The organism is Pseudomonas asplenii, assembly GCF_001293465.1.
Taxonomy (GTDB): Bacteria; Pseudomonadota; Gammaproteobacteria; order Pseudomonadales; family Pseudomonadaceae; genus Aquipseudomonas; species Aquipseudomonas fuscovaginae_B.
Genome location: NZ_JSYZ01000003.1, coordinates 244,273 through 259,485 on the forward strand (window position 1 = coordinate 244,273; position 15,213 = coordinate 259,485).

General features: G+C 62.3%; 16 protein-coding genes. 6 read left to right on the top strand and 10 right to left on the bottom strand.

The annotated features are described in order from the left end of the window. Positions 1–138: 138 nt before the first annotated feature. Positions 139–1,674, bottom strand: a complete 1,536-nt coding sequence (gene gpmI, locus PF66_RS05065) for a 2,3-bisphosphoglycerate-independent phosphoglycerate mutase (protein WP_054058004.1) — start codon at positions 1,672–1,674, stop codon at positions 139–141. 148 nt (positions 1,675–1,822) lie between these two features. Here gpmI and PF66_RS05070 point away from each other — a divergent pair, with 148 nt between their 5' ends. The 3 genes from PF66_RS05070 to secB are packed head-to-tail and all read left to right on the top strand — an operon-like array spanning position 1,823 to position 3,014. Then, positions 1,823–2,236 (top strand): rhodanese-like domain-containing protein, encoded by a 414-nt coding sequence (locus tag PF66_RS05070; protein ID WP_054058003.1) that lies wholly within the window; start codon positions 1,823–1,825, stop codon positions 2,234–2,236. A 1-nt stretch (position 2,237) separates the two neighbouring features. Beyond that, the gene (gene grxC, locus PF66_RS05075; protein WP_054058002.1) at positions 2,238–2,492 is read left to right on the top strand and encodes a glutaredoxin 3; all 255 of its coding nucleotides are present in this window, start codon (positions 2,238–2,240) and stop codon (positions 2,490–2,492) included. Between the two features lie 42 nt (positions 2,493–2,534). After that, positions 2,535–3,014, top strand: a complete 480-nt coding sequence (gene secB, locus PF66_RS05080; protein WP_054058001.1) for a protein-export chaperone SecB — start codon at positions 2,535–2,537, stop codon at positions 3,012–3,014. Positions 3,015–3,092: 78 nt separating this feature from the next. On the opposite strand, the gene PF66_RS05085 is transcribed toward secB, so the two are convergent. Next, complete coding sequence (locus PF66_RS05085; protein ID WP_054058000.1) at positions 3,093–3,557, bottom strand: tRNA (cytidine(34)-2'-O)-methyltransferase; 465 nt, start codon at positions 3,555–3,557, stop codon at positions 3,093–3,095. On the opposite strand from PF66_RS05085, the gene PF66_RS05090 reads away from it, so the two are divergent. Beyond that, the gene (locus PF66_RS05090) at positions 3,556–3,996 is read left to right on the top strand and encodes a DUF2283 domain-containing protein (RefSeq protein ID WP_054062057.1); all 441 of its coding nucleotides are present in this window, start codon (positions 3,556–3,558) and stop codon (positions 3,994–3,996) included. The genes PF66_RS05085 and PF66_RS05090 overlap by 2 nt on opposite strands. Before the next feature lie 717 nt (positions 3,997–4,713). On the opposite strand, the gene ntrC is transcribed toward PF66_RS05090, so the two are convergent. The 7 genes from ntrC to PF66_RS33000 all read right to left on the bottom strand — a co-directional run bounded on the left by ntrC (position 4,714) and on the right by PF66_RS33000 (position 11,215). Continuing rightward, complete coding sequence (ntrC, locus tag PF66_RS05095; protein WP_054057998.1) at positions 4,714–6,150, bottom strand: nitrogen regulation protein NR(I); 1,437 nt, start codon at positions 6,148–6,150, stop codon at positions 4,714–4,716. After that, positions 6,147–7,232, bottom strand: a complete 1,086-nt coding sequence (glnL, locus tag PF66_RS05100) for a nitrogen regulation protein NR(II) (protein WP_054057997.1) — start codon at positions 7,230–7,232, stop codon at positions 6,147–6,149. The genes ntrC and glnL overlap by 4 nt, the downstream gene beginning before the upstream one ends. 247 nt (positions 7,233–7,479) lie before the next feature. Beyond that, positions 7,480–8,118 carry a DUF4124 domain-containing protein gene (locus PF66_RS05105; protein ID WP_054062058.1) on the bottom strand — a complete coding sequence of 213 codons (639 nt, stop codon included), beginning with the start codon at positions 8,116–8,118 and terminating at the stop codon, positions 7,480–7,482. 7 nt (positions 8,119–8,125) lie between these two features. Beyond that, positions 8,126–8,653, bottom strand: a complete 528-nt coding sequence (locus PF66_RS05110) for a DUF4124 domain-containing protein (protein WP_054062059.1) — start codon at positions 8,651–8,653, stop codon at positions 8,126–8,128. 65 nt (positions 8,654–8,718) lie between these two features. Further along, on the bottom strand, positions 8,719–9,279 hold the full coding sequence (locus PF66_RS05115) for a chorismate mutase (protein WP_054062060.1): 561 nt from the start codon (positions 9,277–9,279) through the stop codon (positions 8,719–8,721). 195 nt (positions 9,280–9,474) lie between these two features. Next, positions 9,475–10,881: a glutamate--ammonia ligase gene (gene glnA, locus PF66_RS05120; RefSeq protein ID WP_054057993.1), complete on the bottom strand. Its 1,407-nt coding sequence runs from the start codon at positions 10,879–10,881 to the stop codon at positions 9,475–9,477. A 145-nt stretch (positions 10,882–11,026) separates the two neighbouring features. Then, positions 11,027–11,215: a hypothetical protein gene (locus PF66_RS33000; RefSeq protein ID WP_160319833.1), complete on the bottom strand. Its 189-nt coding sequence runs from the start codon at positions 11,213–11,215 to the stop codon at positions 11,027–11,029. Here PF66_RS33000 and thiI point away from each other — a divergent pair. Next, a complete protein-coding gene (gene thiI, locus PF66_RS05125) occupies positions 11,214–12,668 on the top strand; it encodes a tRNA uracil 4-sulfurtransferase ThiI (protein ID WP_054057992.1) in 1,455 nt (484 codons plus the stop codon). The two genes, PF66_RS33000 and thiI, sit on opposite strands and share 2 nt — an antisense overlap. Positions 12,669–12,807: 139 nt before the next feature. Next, positions 12,808–14,628 (top strand): translational GTPase TypA, encoded by a 1,821-nt coding sequence (gene typA / locus PF66_RS05130; protein ID WP_054062061.1) that lies wholly within the window; start codon positions 12,808–12,810, stop codon positions 14,626–14,628. 141 nt (positions 14,629–14,769) lie between these two features. Here the strand turns inward: typA and PF66_RS05135 are convergent, their stop codons facing one another. Then, on the bottom strand, positions 14,770–15,204 hold the full coding sequence (locus tag PF66_RS05135; protein ID WP_017901783.1) for a YkgJ family cysteine cluster protein: 435 nt from the start codon (positions 15,202–15,204) through the stop codon (positions 14,770–14,772). Between the last annotated feature and the right edge of the window lie 9 nt (positions 15,205–15,213).

Below are 15,213 nucleotides of genomic sequence, written 5' to 3' on the forward strand. Positions count from 1 at the left end.
GGGCGGGTAGCACCTGGAAACGGGACGGCCTAGTATGCCCGCCATACGTTGTAAAAAAAACGTCCAAAAGCGGTTGCTTTCAGGCGTTTCCGATAAAGAGGTAGGCCGACAGCACGCTGTCGGCCGGATTTTCAGCTTTTAACGGTCCGTCAGGATCGAAGTACCGGTCATTTCCGCGGGCTGTTTCAGGCCCAGCAGCTTGAGCATGGTCGGCGCCACGTCCGCCAGCACGCCGCCTTCACGGACCTTCAGGTCGCGCTTTCCGTAGTAGATGAACGGCACCGGCTCGGTGGTGTGGGCGGTGTGGGCCTGGCCGGTGCACTCGTCTTCCATCTGCTCGACGTTGCCGTGGTCGGCGGTGATCAGCGCTTCGCCGCCGACCTTTTCCAGGGCGTCGACGATCCGTCCTACACACAAATCCAGGCATTCCACGGCCTTGACGGCTGCCTCGAACACGCCGCTGTGGCCGACCATGTCGCCGTTGGCGTAGTTGACCACGATCACGTCATAACGCAGGTTTTCGATGGCCTCGACGATGCGGTCGGTGACTTCCGGCGCGCTCATCTCCGGTTGCAGGTCGTAGGTGGCGACTTTCGGCGACGGGATCAGGATGCGTTCCTCGCCCGGGAACGGCTCTTCGCGGCCGCCGGAGAAGAAGAAGGTCACGTGGGCGTATTTTTCGGTCTCGGCGATACGCAGCTGGGTCTTGCCGTTTTTCGCCAGGTAGTCGCCCAGCACGTTTTCCAGGCTGCCCGGCGCGAAGGCCGATGGCGCGGGAATGCTGGCGGCGTACTGGGTGAGCATGATGAAGCCGGCCAGCTTGGGCTGACGGGCGCGCTCGAAGTCCTTGAAGTCGTCCTCGACGAACACCCGGGTCAGCTCGCGGGCGCGGTCGGCGCGGAAATTCATGAACACCACGGCGTCGCCGTCCTCGACCTTGACCGGCTCGCCGATGCGGGTGGCCTTGACGAATTCGTCGCTTTCACCGCGCTCGTAGGCGGCCTGCAGGCCTTCCTGGGCGGTGGCGGCGTGGAATTCGGCCTGGCCGTCGACGATCAGGTTGTAGGCCTGGGCCACGCGGTCCCAGCGGTTGTCGCGGTCCATGGCGAAGTAACGGCCGATCAGGCTGGCGATACGGCCCTTGCCCAGGGTGCGGAAGGTTTCATCCAGCAGCTCGATGGACGACTCGGCGCTCTTGGGCGGCGTGTCGCGGCCGTCGAGGAAGGCGTGCAGGTAGATCTTCCGCGCGCCGCGCTTGAAGGCCAGCTCGGCCATGGCGACCAGGTGGTCCTGGTGGCTGTGCACGCCGCCGTCGGACAGCAGGCCGAGGATATGCACCGCCTTGTCGGCGGCCACGGCCTGGTCCACGGCCTTGCAGATGGTCGGGTTCTCGAAGAACTCGCCGTCGCGGATCGCCTTGGTGACGCGGGTGAAATCCTGGTACACCACCCGGCCGGCGCCGAGGTTCATGTGGCCGACTTCCGAGTTGCCCATCTGCCCGTCCGGCAGGCCGACATCCATGCCCGAGCCCGAGATCAGGCCATGGGGCATGCTGGCGGTGAGGCGGTCGAGCACCGGTTTCTTCGCCGAGTAGACGGCGTTGTAGTCCTGGCGCTCGCTGTGACCGAAGCCATCCAGGATGATCAGGACCAAAGGTTTAGGCGTGGCAGTCATAGATCCCACTCGCGGCTGGATTGAAAGAACATGGAAAAAAGAGTCGCAGTTTAAAGGCAAGTTCAAACGCAGTCACCGCCAGGCGGGGTTTGGCCCACCTTGACGGCTGTGTATACTGGCCGACATTTTAACGCCCTGGAACCTCCTGATGGTCGATCATCTGATTGCATTTGCCACTAACCACTACCTGCTGACCGGTGCCTTCGTCCTGCTGCTGGCCCTGCTGATCGCCCATGAGATGAGCCGCGGTGGCGCCAGCCTGAGCACGGCGCAACTGACTGCGCTGGTCAACAAGGACCAGGCCGTGGTGATCGACCTGCGCCCGAGCAAGGAGTTTGCGGCCGGTCATATCGTCGGCGCGCTGAACATTCCCCAGGACAAGCTGATGGCCCGTATCGGCGAGCTGGAAAAACACAAGGCCAAGACCCTGATTCTGGTCGACGCCCAGGGCCAGCATTCCGGGACCCACGCCCGTGAACTGCTCAAGTCCGGTTTCACCGCGGCCAAGCTGTCCGGCGGCATTTCCAGCTGGAAAGCCGACAACCTGCCATTGGTGAAGTGACATGAGCCAGGTTGTCGTCTACTCCAGCGATTATTGCCCTTACTGCTCGCGCGCCAAGCAACTGCTGGCGAGCAAGCAGGTTGCCTTCGAAGAGATCAAGGTCGATGGCAAGCCACAGGTGCGTGCCGAGATGGCGGACAAGGCCGGGCGTACGTCCGTGCCGCAGATCTGGATCGGCAGCCGGCACATCGGTGGCTGCGATGACCTGTACGCCCTCGAGCGCGCCGGTAAACTCGACGCATTGCTCAACGCCTGATTCCGAAACCCTTAAAGACCTGAAGATCAAGAAGGATCTGCCATGACTGACCAACAGAACACCGCTGCCGACGAAGAAAGCCAACCGCAATTCTCCCTGCAGCGCATCTACGTGCGTGACCTGTCCTTCGAAGCTCCGAAAAGCCCGGCGATCTTCCGCCAGCAGTGGGAGCCGAGCGTCGGCCTGGATCTGAACACCCGCCAGAAAGCCCTGGAGGCCGACTTCCACGAAGTGGTGCTGACCCTGTCGGTTACCGTCAAGAATGGTGAAGAGGTTGCCTTCATTGCCGAAGTTCAGCAGGCAGGTATCTTCCTGATCAAGAACCTCGACGCGGCTTCCCTGAGCCACACCCTGGGCGCGTTCTGCCCGAACATCCTGTTCCCGTACGCGCGTGAAGCGCTGGACAGCCTGGTGACCCGTGGTTCGTTCCCGGCGCTGATGCTGGCTCCGGTGAACTTCGATGCGCTGTACGCGCAGGAACTGCAGCGCCTGCAGCAGGAAGGTTCGCCGACCGTCCAGTAAGGACGTGGCCCTTGTGGGGCCTTTGCCGGTTCCCACAAAAAAAGCGCCTTTGCGGCGCTTTTTTTGTGCGACCAAGGTTCACACGGACCCGGCAAAACCCAATTGGCGCCAGCCCTCGTAGACCGCTACCGCCACGGTGTTGGACAGGTTCAGGCTGCGGCAGCCTTCGCGCATCGGCAGGCGCAGGCGTTGTTCGCCTGGCAGGCTGTCGAGCACTTCGGCGGGCAGGCCACGGCTTTCCGGGCCGAAAATAAAGGCGTCGCCCTCGGCGAAGCGGGTATCGTGGAACGGCCGCGAGCCTTTGGTGGTAAAGGCGAACAGTCGCGGATTGCCCAGGCTTTCCAGGCAACTGGCCAGGTCCGGGTGGACCTTGAGCGTGGCGTATTCGTGGTAGTCCAGGCCGGCGCGCCGCAGGCGCTTGTCATCCAGTTCGAAGCCGATGGGCTCGATCAGATGCAGATGGCAGCCACTGTTGGCGCACAGCCTGATAACGTTGCCGGTATTCGGCGGAATTTCTGGTTGGAAAAGGATGACGTGAAACATGCACGGCTCCGCAGATGAAGATGGGCAGCATTCTACCCCCGAAGAGGACCCGCGGCCGAAGCTAATGCTGCGGGTGATGGGCGCCCTGGCGATTTTCGGGGTGATGGTGGGGTTGATGATCGGTCGCCTGACCAACCCCGAACCGGCGCAGTTGCAGCAGGTCGACGCGGCGGACGATGCGCTGGTGGTGTGGTTCTCCAGCGAACCGAAGGTGCATGGCGAGCAGGTGGATGGCACCGTGGCGCTGCTGTTCGATGCCGAGGGCAAGGCCCAGGGTGGTCGCCTCAAGGTTGCCGGCAAGGACGCCAACTGGCGCTTGCGCCTGACTGACAAGGGGGTGTTGCTGACCCTGGTGGCCGCACGGCCCTTGCAGGGTGAGTGGGCCGGGGCGAAGGTCGATGGGCGCTGGAGACTGTCGATCAGTCTCCGCGAGGAATAAAAGAGGGAATCTCCGGCCTGCCTGTACCAAAGCTCCCTGAACGGTTCGGGACCCGTCGCCTTGAGCGGGGCGAGTCCCGGCGGTTAAAGAGGGAATCCCTGGCCTGCCTGTACCAGGGCTCCCGAAACGGGCGGGGCTCGTCGCTACCAGCGGTATGAGCCCCGGATGTAAAGAGGGGAGTCTCGGCCTGCCTGTACCGAGGTCCCCGAAACAGCTGGGATTTGCCCACTCTGGGAGGCGTGGATCCCGGGTCAAAGCTGGAGATTCCCGGCCTGCCTGTACCGGGGTCTCCAAAACTTGTGGGACCCGTCGCTCTGAGCGGTATGAGTCCCGGATGTAAAGAAGGGGATTCCCCGGCCTGCCTGTACCAAGGTCCCCAAAACTGGGTAGTACAGGGGTTATTGCAGAGGGCGTGCCAGCTTTGGAAAAATGCTTCAAGTTGTGTGCGAAATTTTTCTGAAGTGGCTGGAGGCCCCGAAATCCGGGACTTCTTCCGAAAAAAGTGCGCTGGGCTGGAGAGCGGGCGGTTCTGAAAGCTGCCCGATGGCGGGTCAGGGTGCATTCTCATGGTGCGTCGGGGAGGGCATGGCCGCCAGCAGGCACTGTGGGAGCGGGCTTGTCCGCGAATAGGCCCGCAAGCCTTGCCCTGTTCTTCACAGCCAGTAAAAAGCCCCCAGCAGCGAGACTGCAGGGGGCTTTTGTTCGACGCGAGGGGGATCAGGCTTCTTCGCTGTCCTCGTCATCCCCACCATCGACCTTCATGCCCAGCTCCTTGATCTTGCGGGTCAAGGTGTTGCGGCCCCAGCCCAGCAGCACGGCGGCGTCGCGGCGGCGGCCGGCGGTGTGCTTGAGTGCGGTCTCGATCATGATCCGCTCGAAGCTCGGCACGGCGCTGTCGAGCAGGCTCGACTGGCCCCGGGCGAGCGCCTGGTCGGCCCACTGGCGCAGGGCCTGCTCCCAGTTGGTGACGGGTGCCGAGTCCTGCGGCAGGTTCAGCAGCTCCGGCGGCAGGTCGCTGATATGCACCTCGCGCCCGGACGCCATGACGGTGATCCAGCGGCAGGTGTTCTCCAGTTGGCGCACGTTGCCGGGCCAGGGCAGGTTCTTCAGGTATTCCTCGGTTTCCGGCTTCAGCAGCTTGGGTTCCACCGACAGTTCCTGCGCCGCCCGGCCGAGGAAGTGCTTGGCCAGGGTCGGAATATCCTCGCGACGATCCGAGAGCCGCGGGATATGGATACGAATCACGTTCAGGCGATGGAACAGGTCTTCGCGGAATTTGCCGGCGTGCACCAGGGTTTCCAGGTTCTGGTGGGTCGCGGCGATGATTCGCACATCGACCTTGACCGGGGTATGGCCACCGACCCGGTAGAATTCGCCGTCGGCCAGCACCCGCAGCAGCCGGGTCTGGGTGTCCGCCGGCATGTCGCCGATCTCGTCGAGGAACAGCGTGCCGCCATCGGCCTGTTCGAAGCGTCCGCGGCGCAGGTTGGCCGCGCCGGTGAAGGCGCCTTTCTCGTGGCCGAACAGTTCCGACTCCATCAGGTCCTTGGGGATCGCCGCCATGTTCAGCGCGATGAACGGCGAGGCGGCCCGTGGACTGTGGCGGTGCAGGGCGTGGGCGACCAGTTCCTTGCCGGTACCGGATTCGCCGTTGATCAGCACGGTGATGTTCGAGTGGCTGAGGCGCCCGATCGCACGGAATACCTCTTGCATCGCCGGTGCTTCACCGATGATTTCCGGGGTGCGGGTCAGGGTCGGCGGCGCATCCAGGCCCTGTTGTTCCTGGGCGTGCTGGTTGGCGCGCTTGACCAGCGAGACGGCTTCGTCGACGTCGAACGGCTTGGGCAGGTACTCGAAGGCCCCGCCCTGGTACGAGGCGACTGCGCTGTCCAGGTCCGAGTGGGCGGTCATGATGATCACCGGCAGGCGTGGGTGCTGCTCGCGGATCCGGGCGAGCAGGTCCAGGCCGCTGGCGCCGGGCATGCGGATGTCGGAGATGATCACGTCCGGCTGCTGACGGGCCAGGCGGCTCATGACGCCATCGGCACTGTCGAAGCTCTGGGTGGTCATGCCTTCCTGTTGCAGGGCTTTTTCCAGGACCCAACGGATAGAACGGTCGTCATCGACGATCCACACGGTTTCACTACGGCTCATGTCGATGTGGCTCCTTGTTCCAGGGGCAGGAAGATCGAGAACGTGGTATGGCCGGGATGGCTGTCGCACTCGATCAGGCCCTGATGCTGGCTGATGATGTTCTGGGTAATGGCCAGGCCCAGCCCGGTACCGTCGGGGCGACCGCTGACCATTGGATAGAAGATGGTTTCCTGAAGTTCGGCAGGAATGCCCGGGCCGTTGTCGATGATCTCGATCTTGGTCACCAGGCGGTGGCGAATGTGGCCGATGGTGAACTGGCGAATGGCCCGGGTACGCAGACTGATGCGGCCCAGGCGCAACTCGTTCTGGCTGCTGATGGCCTGCATGGCGTTGCGTACGATGTTGAGCACGGCCTGGATCATCTGTTCGCGATCGATCAGCAGGTCGGGGATGCTCGGGTCGTAGTCGCGCACCAGAGTGATGCAGCCCTGGCTCTCGGCTTCCACCAGGCTGGAGACCCGTTCCAGCACTTCGTGGACGTTGGTCATGGCCAGCGAGGGCAGCTTGTTCGAGCCAAGCATGCGATCCACCAGGTTTCGCAGGCGATCGGCCTCCTCGATGATGACGTTGGTGTAGTCCTTGAGGCTTTCCTCCGGCAGTTCGCGGGCCAGCAACTGGGCGGCACCGCGGATCCCGCCGAGGGGGTTCTTGATTTCGTGGGCGAGGCCGCGCACCAGCATCTTGGTGGTTTCCTGCTTGGACAGTTGGGCCTCTTCCTTGGTGATGCGCAGCAGCCGGTCGCGGGGGTGGACCTCCAGCAGCAGCAGGGTTTCGCCCTGGCTGAGGATCGGCGTCACGGCGTAGTCGACGGTCAGGGTCTGGCCGGTCAGGGCGGTCAGCATGGCTTCGCGCTTGGTGAACGGATGCGCCTGCTCGACCGCCTGGCGCAGGGAGTTCAAGGCCTCGGTCGACTCGGTGAACAGCTCGCTGATGAACTGACCGTGGCTGCGCTGGCCGCTGATGGCGAGCAACATTTCGGCCGCGGGGTTCATGTACTCAAGGCGCAGTTCGGCGTTGAGCAGGATGGTCGCGGTGGTCAGGTTGTCGAGTAACAGTCTGTGCAGGGCATCGCTGATGGTCATGGGGACCTCTTTTGGAGCATGTCAAACGGGAGTGGTCCCGTTTGTGCGCGAACAAGGCGCCGATATGGGGAAAATGCAAAAACCAAACCAAGGCTCCGAAAAGAAGCGCAAACAGTCTGAAGTGCCCATTTCAGGCTCGATTGAGTGGCGTTCTGCCGGCTACGACAGGTGATTTCGAACCAAAATGGGATCGAGCCCGAATGAGGAGGTAGTTTAGTGCACCGATTTGGTGCTTTTGTGATCCAGGTTACAGAAACGGCAGGATGCCGCTCTTTTCTTCCTCGGGCTTGTCCGCCAGCGGACATTCCGGGCGCTGGCCGTAGTCGGCCGTTTGGCAGGGGCGGGCCTGGCGTTTCTGGCTGAGAGACATGCGCACCATATGGAAGGGCTGATTGGCGGTGCGCTCGGCAATGCGGCCCTGTTCGTCGAGGATTTCCACCGCGAGCTGGTGGGTGCCACGATCGATGTTTTCCAGGGCGAAAACCGGGCTGGTGCCGGCGGCTCCGGTGGGCTTGCCGTCGAGCAGCAGGCGGTAGCCATGGCCGGGCTGCAGTCCCGGTTCGCTGGTGACGCTGACGATCAGGTTGCCCTCGGCGCTGCGCACCGTGGCATCCGGGGCGGGCACCAGGACGCGGACCATCTGGTAGTGAAAGATCGGCCCGGGGCTCGGGCTGGCCTTGCTGGTGGCAGGTGTTGCCGCCTGGCTGCGGGGATGGGCCGACATGCGGTTGCTCGGCGCCAGCGGCACCCGTGTCGCACCCTTGTGGGGCTGGTCGGTGAAGACCCGGTTACCCTGGCTGTCGATGTAGGTGTAGACCTCGGCCGCGGCTGGCAGGGTGACCAGCGATAATGCCAGGCCCAGCACCCGAATGAATGATCCGCTCATGAACGACTCAAGGTTTGTGCACCCGCTGGACGGTGAAGGTCACGGCAGGGCTCTGCTGTACGACCTTCTCGCCCTCCAGGGCCTGTACACCGAGGGTGTGTTCGCCACGGTCGACATTCACCAGTTGCAGGCGCGGGACGTTGCTCGGCTGGCCGTAGGGTGCACCATCGAGCAGCAGTCGCAACAGATGCTGGCGTTGCAGGCGCGGCTCGATCTTCACGCCGACGGTGAACGTCCCGTTGTTGGCGCGCAGGGCCTCTTCGGTCGGGATATCCGTCAGTTCGAGGGTGTTGTACGGCGCAGCGTTTTCCTGAGGGGCGGCCGGTTGCGCGGCGACTGGCCGGGCTGGTGCCGGTGTGCCCGGCTTTTGCGTCTCGACGCTGTTGAGCGGCGGCAGTTCCACGGTCTGGGCGGCCATGCCGTCGGGCGGCTGGCTGCTGTAGGCGGTGTTGCCGTTGGCATCGGTGTACTTGTAGATCTGCGCCGACACCGGCAGGGCGAAGGTCAGCAGCAGATAGAGCAGGGGTCGACCCATGGCGGCTCCCGGTGAAGGTCCTGATCGTGACAAGCTGTCAGCATAGAGCAGAACCGCCGGTCCTTTCACTGTGGGTGCAGGCACAGTTCGCCCACGGCGCGCACCAGGGCCAGGTCGTGGATGTTGTCGGAGGCCAGGTCGCGGCGGGCCTGGCTCAGCCAGGCCGGGCATTGCGGGTCCTGCCGATGGGGGGCGAACGCGGCGTATTGCTTGAGCAGCTTGACCTGCAACTGATCCATCACCGGGCGGATCTGCGTGACCAGGTCGGGTCGGGCGATCACCGGTGCCTTGCCGGCGTTGCGCCATTTGGCCAGCAGGGCGTACTGCACCAGCTTGTTCGCCTCGATCTGTGCCGCGATGAACTGGCCGACCTCTTCCGGCTTGAGCTGGTAGGCCTGTGCCTGTTCCCGGGCGTTGGCGATCACCTGCTGTTCGCGGGTGCTGTCCTCGACCGGTTTGCCGCTGTCCCATTTGGTCAGGGCTACCTGGTTGGCGATGGTCAGGCGCTCGCTGATGGTCTGCAGCAGCGGTGCCAGGCTGTCCGGTGCGGGTGGGCTGGCGGCCAGCGCGCTGGTGCTCAGGCAGGCGGCCAGCAACAGGCTGGCGATACGGTTGTTCGGTGACATGGTGGGCTCCGGCTTTTCCGGTGGTGGAGGCAGGGGCCAGAGTTAACGCCACAAGACGCTGCGCACGCCAGTGCATTTTCATGAAAATGCTGCCCCCGGCGTCCGGGTTTTCCATCACCCATGAAAAATGCCCCGTCTCTTTCGAGGCGGGGCATTTTTGCAGGTTGTGCCTGCTTGCGCAGGCACGGCCGGATATCAGACGCTGTAGTACAGGTCGTATTCCAGTGGGTGTACGAAGGTGCGGACCTTGATTTCTTCTTCGCTCTTGAGCTCGATGTAGGCGTCGATGAAGTCGTCGCTGAAAACGCCGCCCTTGGTCAGGAACGCACGGCCCTTGTCCAGCTCTTCCAGGGCTTCTTTCAGGCTGCCGCAAACCTGTGGGATTTCCTTGGCCTCTTCAGGCGGCAGGTCGTACAGGTTCTTGTCGGCGGCATCGCCTGGGTGGATCTTGTTCTGGATACCGTCCAGGCCGGCCATCAGCAGGGCCGCGAAGGCCAGGTATGGGTTGGCAGCCGGGTCTGGGAAGCGGGCTTCGATACGGCGCGCTTTCGGGCTGGAAACGTAAGGGATACGGATCGAGGCGGAACGGTTGCGAGCCGAGTAGGCCAGCATTACCGGAGCTTCGAAGCCTGGTACCAGACGCTTGTAGGAGTTGGTCGACGGGTTGGTGAAGCCGTTCAGGGCCTTACCGTGCTTGATGATACCGCCGATGAAGTACAGGGCGGTGTCGGACAGGCCGGCATAACCTTCGCCGGAGAAGGTGTTCTTGCCTTCTTTGGCGATGGACAGGTGAACGTGCATGCCCGAGCCGTTGTCGCCGTACAGAGGCTTCGGCATGAAGGTGGCGGTACGGCCGTAGGCGTCAGCCACGTTGTGTACGCAGTACTTCAGGGTCTGGACTTCGTCGGCCTTGGCCACCAGGGTGTTGAACTTCACACCGATTTCGTTCTGGCCGGCGGTTGCCACTTCGTGGTGGTGAACTTCGACCACCAGGCCCATTTCTTCCAGTGCGTTACACATGGAAGTACGGATTTCGTGGTCGTGGTCGCACGGAGGAACCGGGAAGTAGCCACCCTTGACGGCCGGACGGTGGCCCTTGTTGCCGCCTTCCACGTCCTGGTCGGTCATCCAGGAGCCTTGTTCGGAGAAGATCTTGAACATGGAGCCGGAGATGTCGGACTTGAACTTGACCGAGTCGAAGATGAAGAATTCAGGCTCCGGACCGACGAAAACGGTGTCGCCGATACCGGTGGATTTCAGGTATTCCTCGGCGCGACGGGCGATGGCGCGTGGGTCGCGGTCGTAGCCTTGCATGGTCGAAGGTTCGATGATGTCGCAAACCAGGATCAGGGTCGGCTCTTCGGTGAACGGGTCCAGCACCGCGGTGCTGTCGTCCGGCATCAGGATCATGTCGGAGGCTTCGATGCCTTTCCAGCCGGAAATGGAGGAACCGTCGAACATCTTGCCGATTTCGAAGAAATCGTCATCCAGCGCATCGCGAGCTGGCATGGTCACGTGGTGCTGTTTGCCTTTGGTGTCCGTGAAGCGCAGATCAATCCATTTAACGTCATGATCTTTGATGAGTTGAACCGACTTCGACATGGTGTCCTCCGGGTGGCTTCGGGCTGGATAGTGGAGTAGCCCTGAAATAGTAGTGATGCCGGCGCGAATACTCGGCCAAGGCAACCTGCCTCACAAGGGAGCAAATTGCATGCCAGTGCCCCGTGATGGGTTTTTTGCCCCAATCTCAAGCGTTCCAGCCAGGGTAGGAGAATTTTCGGGCATTCGCTGCACCTTTGTGGTGCCGAAAAATATCGATTCGACCTTTTTTGGTGCGCAGAAAACCGTCCGTACAATAACTGGTCAAACCTTGAGCAATTTCCGCTATAATCCGCGCCCCACTTTTTTCGGCCGGCCGTTCGCGCGCTGTTTTCATGAAACTAATCGTAAAAGTCTTCCCCGAAATCACCATCAAGAGCCGCCCTGTCCGGACGCGCTTCATTCGTCAATTGGCGAAGAACATCCGTGCCGTGCTCAAGGACCTGGATCCGGCCGTGGTGGTGAATGGCGTGTGGGACAACCTCGAACTGGAAACCGCGCTGACCGATCCGAAGGCTCTGCAGGAGTTCAAGGCCCGCCTGTGCTGTACGCCGGGTATCGCGCACCTGCTGCAGGTCGACGAATACCCGCTGGGCGACTTCGACGACATTACCGCCAAGTGCCTGCAGCACTACGCTGACGTGCTGCCGGGCAAGATCTTTTCCGTGCGCTGCAAGCGCGGTGGCAAGCACGGCTTCAGTTCCATGGACGTCGAGAAGCATGTCGGCAGCCGCCTGCGGCGTGAATGCGGTGCCGCCGGGATCTCCCTGAAGGACCCGGAAGTCGAGGTGCGGATCGAGATTCGCGACCAGCGGCTGTTCGTCATCCACGGCCAGCACGAGGGCCTCGGCGGCTTCCCGCTGGGCTCGGTGGAGCAGACCGTGACCCTGATGTCCGGCGGCTTCGACTCCACCGTCGCCGCCTACCAGATGATGCGCCGCGGCCTGATGACCCACTTCTGCTTCTTCAACCTGGGTGGCCGCGCCCACGAGCTGGGGGTGATGGAAGTCGCCCACTACCTGTGGAAGAAGTACGGCAGCTCCCATCGCGTGCTGTTCATCAGCGTGCCGTTCGAGGAAGTGCTGGGAGAAATTCTCGGCAAAGTCGATAACGGTCATATGGGCGTAGTATTGAAGCGTATGATGTTGCGGGCGGCGTCGGCGATGGCCGAGCGGCTGCACATCGATGCGCTGGTCACCGGCGAGGCGATTTCCCAGGTTTCCAGCCAGACGCTGCCGAACCTGTCGGTGATCGACTGTGTGACCGAGAAGCTGGTGATCCGGCCGCTGATCGCCAGCCACAAGCAGGACATCATCGACCTGGCCGACCAGATCGGCACCGGCGATTTTGCCCGGCACATGCCCGAATACTGCGGGGTGATTTCGGTCAACCCCAAGACCCACGCCAAGCGCTACCGCGTGGAGCACGAAGAGAAAGCGTTCGACATGGCGATCCTCGAGCGTGCGCTCGAACGCGCCAGGCTGGTCTCGATCGATCACGTGATCGACGAACTGGGCCAGGATCTGCAGATCGAAGAGGTCAGCGAGGCGCTGGCGGGTCATATCGTCCTCGACATCCGGCATCCGGATGCCCAGGAGGACGATCCGCTGGAACTGGCTGGCATCGAGGTACAAACGATGCCGTTCTATGCACTGAATGCTCGTTTCAAGGAACTGGACCCTACTCGCCAGTACCTGCTGTATTGCGACAAAGGCGTGATGAGTCGCCTGCATGCCCACCATCTGCTCAGTGAGGGGCATGCCAATGTGCGCGTTTATCGACCGAGCTAAGTGCCCGGGGCTGTTTGCCTGTGGCCTGCGTCACCGGCCCCCCGACGCCGCCGTCAAGCTGTAACGGCCACGCCGGACACTACCGTCAATCGCTGCCAAGACTTGTCAGCAAACCGAATCCTCTGATCGAGATACACAAGTGATCGAAAATCTACGCAACATCGCCATCATCGCCCACGTTGACCATGGCAAGACCACCCTGGTTGACAAACTGCTGCGTCAATCCGGCACCCTGGAACGCAACGAGCTCAACGACGAGCGCGTGATGGACTCCAACGACCAGGAAAAAGAGCGCGGCATTACCATTCTGGCGAAAAACACCGCCATCAACTGGAACGGCTACCACATCAACATCGTCGACACCCCCGGCCACGCCGACTTCGGTGGCGAGGTTGAGCGCGTGATGTCGATGGTCGACTCCGTGCTGCTGCTGGTCGACGCCCAGGACGGCCCCATGCCGCAAACCCGCTTCGTGACCAAGAAGGCCTTCGAAGCCGGTCTGAAGCCGATCGTCGTGATCAACAAGGTCGACCGTCCGGGCGCGCGTCCTGACTGGGTTCTGGACCAGATCTTCGACCTGTTCGACAACCTGGGTGCCACCGACGAACAGCTGGACTTCAAGGTCGTCTACGCCTCGGCTCTGAACGGCATCGCCGGTCTGGACCACACCGACATGGCCGAAGACATGACCCCGCTGTACCAGTCGATCGTCGACAACGTGCCGGCTCCGGACGTCGACCGCGATGGTCCGTTCCAGATGCAGATCTCCGCGCTGGACTACAACAGCTTCCTGGGCGTGATCGGCGTGGGTCGTATCGCCCGCGGTCGCATCAAGCCGAACACTCCGGTGGTGGCGATCGATGTCGACGGCAAGAAGCGCAACGGCCGTATCCTGAAGCTGATGGGCCACCACGGTCTGCACCGTGTGGACGTCGAAGAAGCCGCTGCCGGCGACATCGTCTGCATCAGCGGTTTCGACGAACTGTTCATCTCCGACACCCTGTGCGACATGAACACCGTCGAGGCGATGAAGCCTCTGACCGTCGACGAGCCGACCGTTTCCATGACCTTCCAGGTCAACGACTCGCCATTCTGCGGCAAGGAAGGCAAGTTCGTGACCTCCCGTAACATCAAGGAGCGTCTGGACAAGGAGCTGCTCTACAACGTGGCACTGCGCGTTGAAGAGGGCGACTCGGCCGACAAGTTCAAGGTTTCCGGCCGTGGTGAGCTGCACCTGTCGGTTCTGATCGAAACCATGCGTCGCGAAGGCTTCGAAATGGCCGTGGGCCGTCCTGAAGTGATCATCCGCGAAGTGAACGGCGTGAAGCAGGAACCGTTCGAAAACGTCACCATCGACATCCCTGAGGAATCCCAGGGCAAGGTCATGGAAGAAATGGGTCTGCGCAAGGGCGACCTGACCAACATGGCGCCGGATGGCAAGGGCCGTGTCCGTCTGGAATACAACGTTCCAGCCCGTGGTCTGATCGGTTTCCGTAACCAGTTCCTGACCCTGACCAACGGTGCAGGCATCCTGACCTCGATCTTCGATCGCTACGACACCATGAAGCCAGGCCAGATGTCCGGCCGTCTGAACGGTGTTCTGGTTTCGATCGAGACCGGCAAGGCCCTGACCTACTCCCTGGAAACCCTGCAGGCTCGCGGCAAGCTGTTCATCGAGCACGGCCAGGACATCTACAACGGTCAGATCATCGGTCTGAACAGCCGTGACAACGACCTGGGCGTCAACCCGACCAAGGGCAAGAAGCTCGACAACATGCGTGCTTCGGGCAAGGACGAGGTGATCGCCCTGGTTCCGCCAGTTCGCCACACCCTGGAACAGGCCCTGGAATTCATCCAGGACGACGAGCTGTGCGAAGTCACGCCGAAGTCGATCCGCCTGCGCAAGAAGATCCTGGACGAAGGCGAGCGTACCCGCGCTGCCAAGAAAGCCAAGGCTTGATCTTCTAGCTCCGGCTGAATGAAAAACGCCCCCGGTCGAAAGGCCGGGGGCGTTTTTTTGTGCGCAAGAAGCCAGGTGGGGCGATGGCTGGGCGGACGTCTTCGCCGATTCATCCGCGAAGGGTGCACCGCCGGTTTGAAGTCAGAACCGTTCCAGGTTCCGGCTCGGCGCCTGGCGCTCCTGGGGCTTGGGCTTGTAGGCGCAATAGCCCGGGCGCGGGCCGATCTTCGGGTGGTTGCGGCAGGTGTCCGGGCGCTTGTCATAAATGGTGCACAGCCGGGTCTTGCGGTCCAGGTACAGGCAATCGTTGTTGCTCATGCGCTGCAGGGTGAAGATCTCCGATTTCTGGTTGTAGCGCTCGACGATGCCTTCCTTCTGCAGGCGCTTGGCGATGTTCTTCGCCGGCTCGCCACGCTCGAACTCGTCGACGATGCCGATGCGGATCAGGTCCTTGATCTTCACTTCCACGGGCAGGGTGCAGCAGCTGGACATGCAGCCGCCACACATGTGGCTGGAGTACTTCTGCCAGGTTTCCAGGCGGTCGAGCTCTGCGGCTGCGATCAGGGTCGGTTTCATCAGGTGGCG

What these genes read in the sequence shown, in the direction of transcription:
- PF66_RS05110 (WP_054062059.1), bottom strand. Translation starts at nt 8,653, where the DNA reads ATGGGTCGACCCCTGCTCTATCTGCTGCTGACCTTCGCCCTGCCGGTG.
- PF66_RS05105 (WP_054062058.1), bottom strand. Translation starts at nt 8,118, where the DNA reads ATGAGCGGATCATTCATTCGGGTGCTGGGCCTGGCATTATCGCTGGTC.
- PF66_RS05115 (WP_054062060.1), bottom strand. Translation starts at nt 9,279, where the DNA reads ATGTCACCGAACAACCGTATCGCCAGCCTGTTGCTGGCCGCCTGCCTG.
- PF66_RS05070 (WP_054058003.1), top strand. Translation starts at nt 1,823, where the DNA reads ATGGTCGATCATCTGATTGCATTTGCCACTAACCACTACCTGCTGACC.
- glnA (WP_054057993.1), bottom strand. Translation starts at nt 10,881, where the DNA reads ATGTCGAAGTCGGTTCAACTCATCAAAGATCATGACGTTAAATGGATT.
- glnL (WP_054057997.1), bottom strand. Translation starts at nt 7,232, where the DNA reads ATGACCATCAGCGATGCCCTGCACAGACTGTTACTCGACAACCTGACC.
- PF66_RS05085 (WP_054058000.1), bottom strand. Translation starts at nt 3,557, where the DNA reads ATGTTTCACGTCATCCTTTTCCAACCAGAAATTCCGCCGAATACCGGC.
- secB (WP_054058001.1), top strand. Translation starts at nt 2,535, where the DNA reads ATGACTGACCAACAGAACACCGCTGCCGACGAAGAAAGCCAACCGCAA.
- thiI (WP_054057992.1), top strand. Translation starts at nt 11,214, where the DNA reads ATGAAACTAATCGTAAAAGTCTTCCCCGAAATCACCATCAAGAGCCGC.
- gpmI (WP_054058004.1), bottom strand. Translation starts at nt 1,674, where the DNA reads ATGACTGCCACGCCTAAACCTTTGGTCCTGATCATCCTGGATGGCTTC.
- ntrC (WP_054057998.1), bottom strand. Translation starts at nt 6,150, where the DNA reads ATGAGCCGTAGTGAAACCGTGTGGATCGTCGATGACGACCGTTCTATC.
- PF66_RS33000 (WP_160319833.1), bottom strand. Translation starts at nt 11,215, where the DNA reads ATGAAAACAGCGCGCGAACGGCCGGCCGAAAAAAGTGGGGCGCGGATT.
- PF66_RS05135 (WP_017901783.1), bottom strand. Translation starts at nt 15,204, where the DNA reads ATGAAACCGACCCTGATCGCAGCCGCAGAGCTCGACCGCCTGGAAACC.
- PF66_RS05090 (WP_054062057.1), top strand. Translation starts at nt 3,556, where the DNA reads ATGCACGGCTCCGCAGATGAAGATGGGCAGCATTCTACCCCCGAAGAG.
- grxC (WP_054058002.1), top strand. Translation starts at nt 2,238, where the DNA reads ATGAGCCAGGTTGTCGTCTACTCCAGCGATTATTGCCCTTACTGCTCG.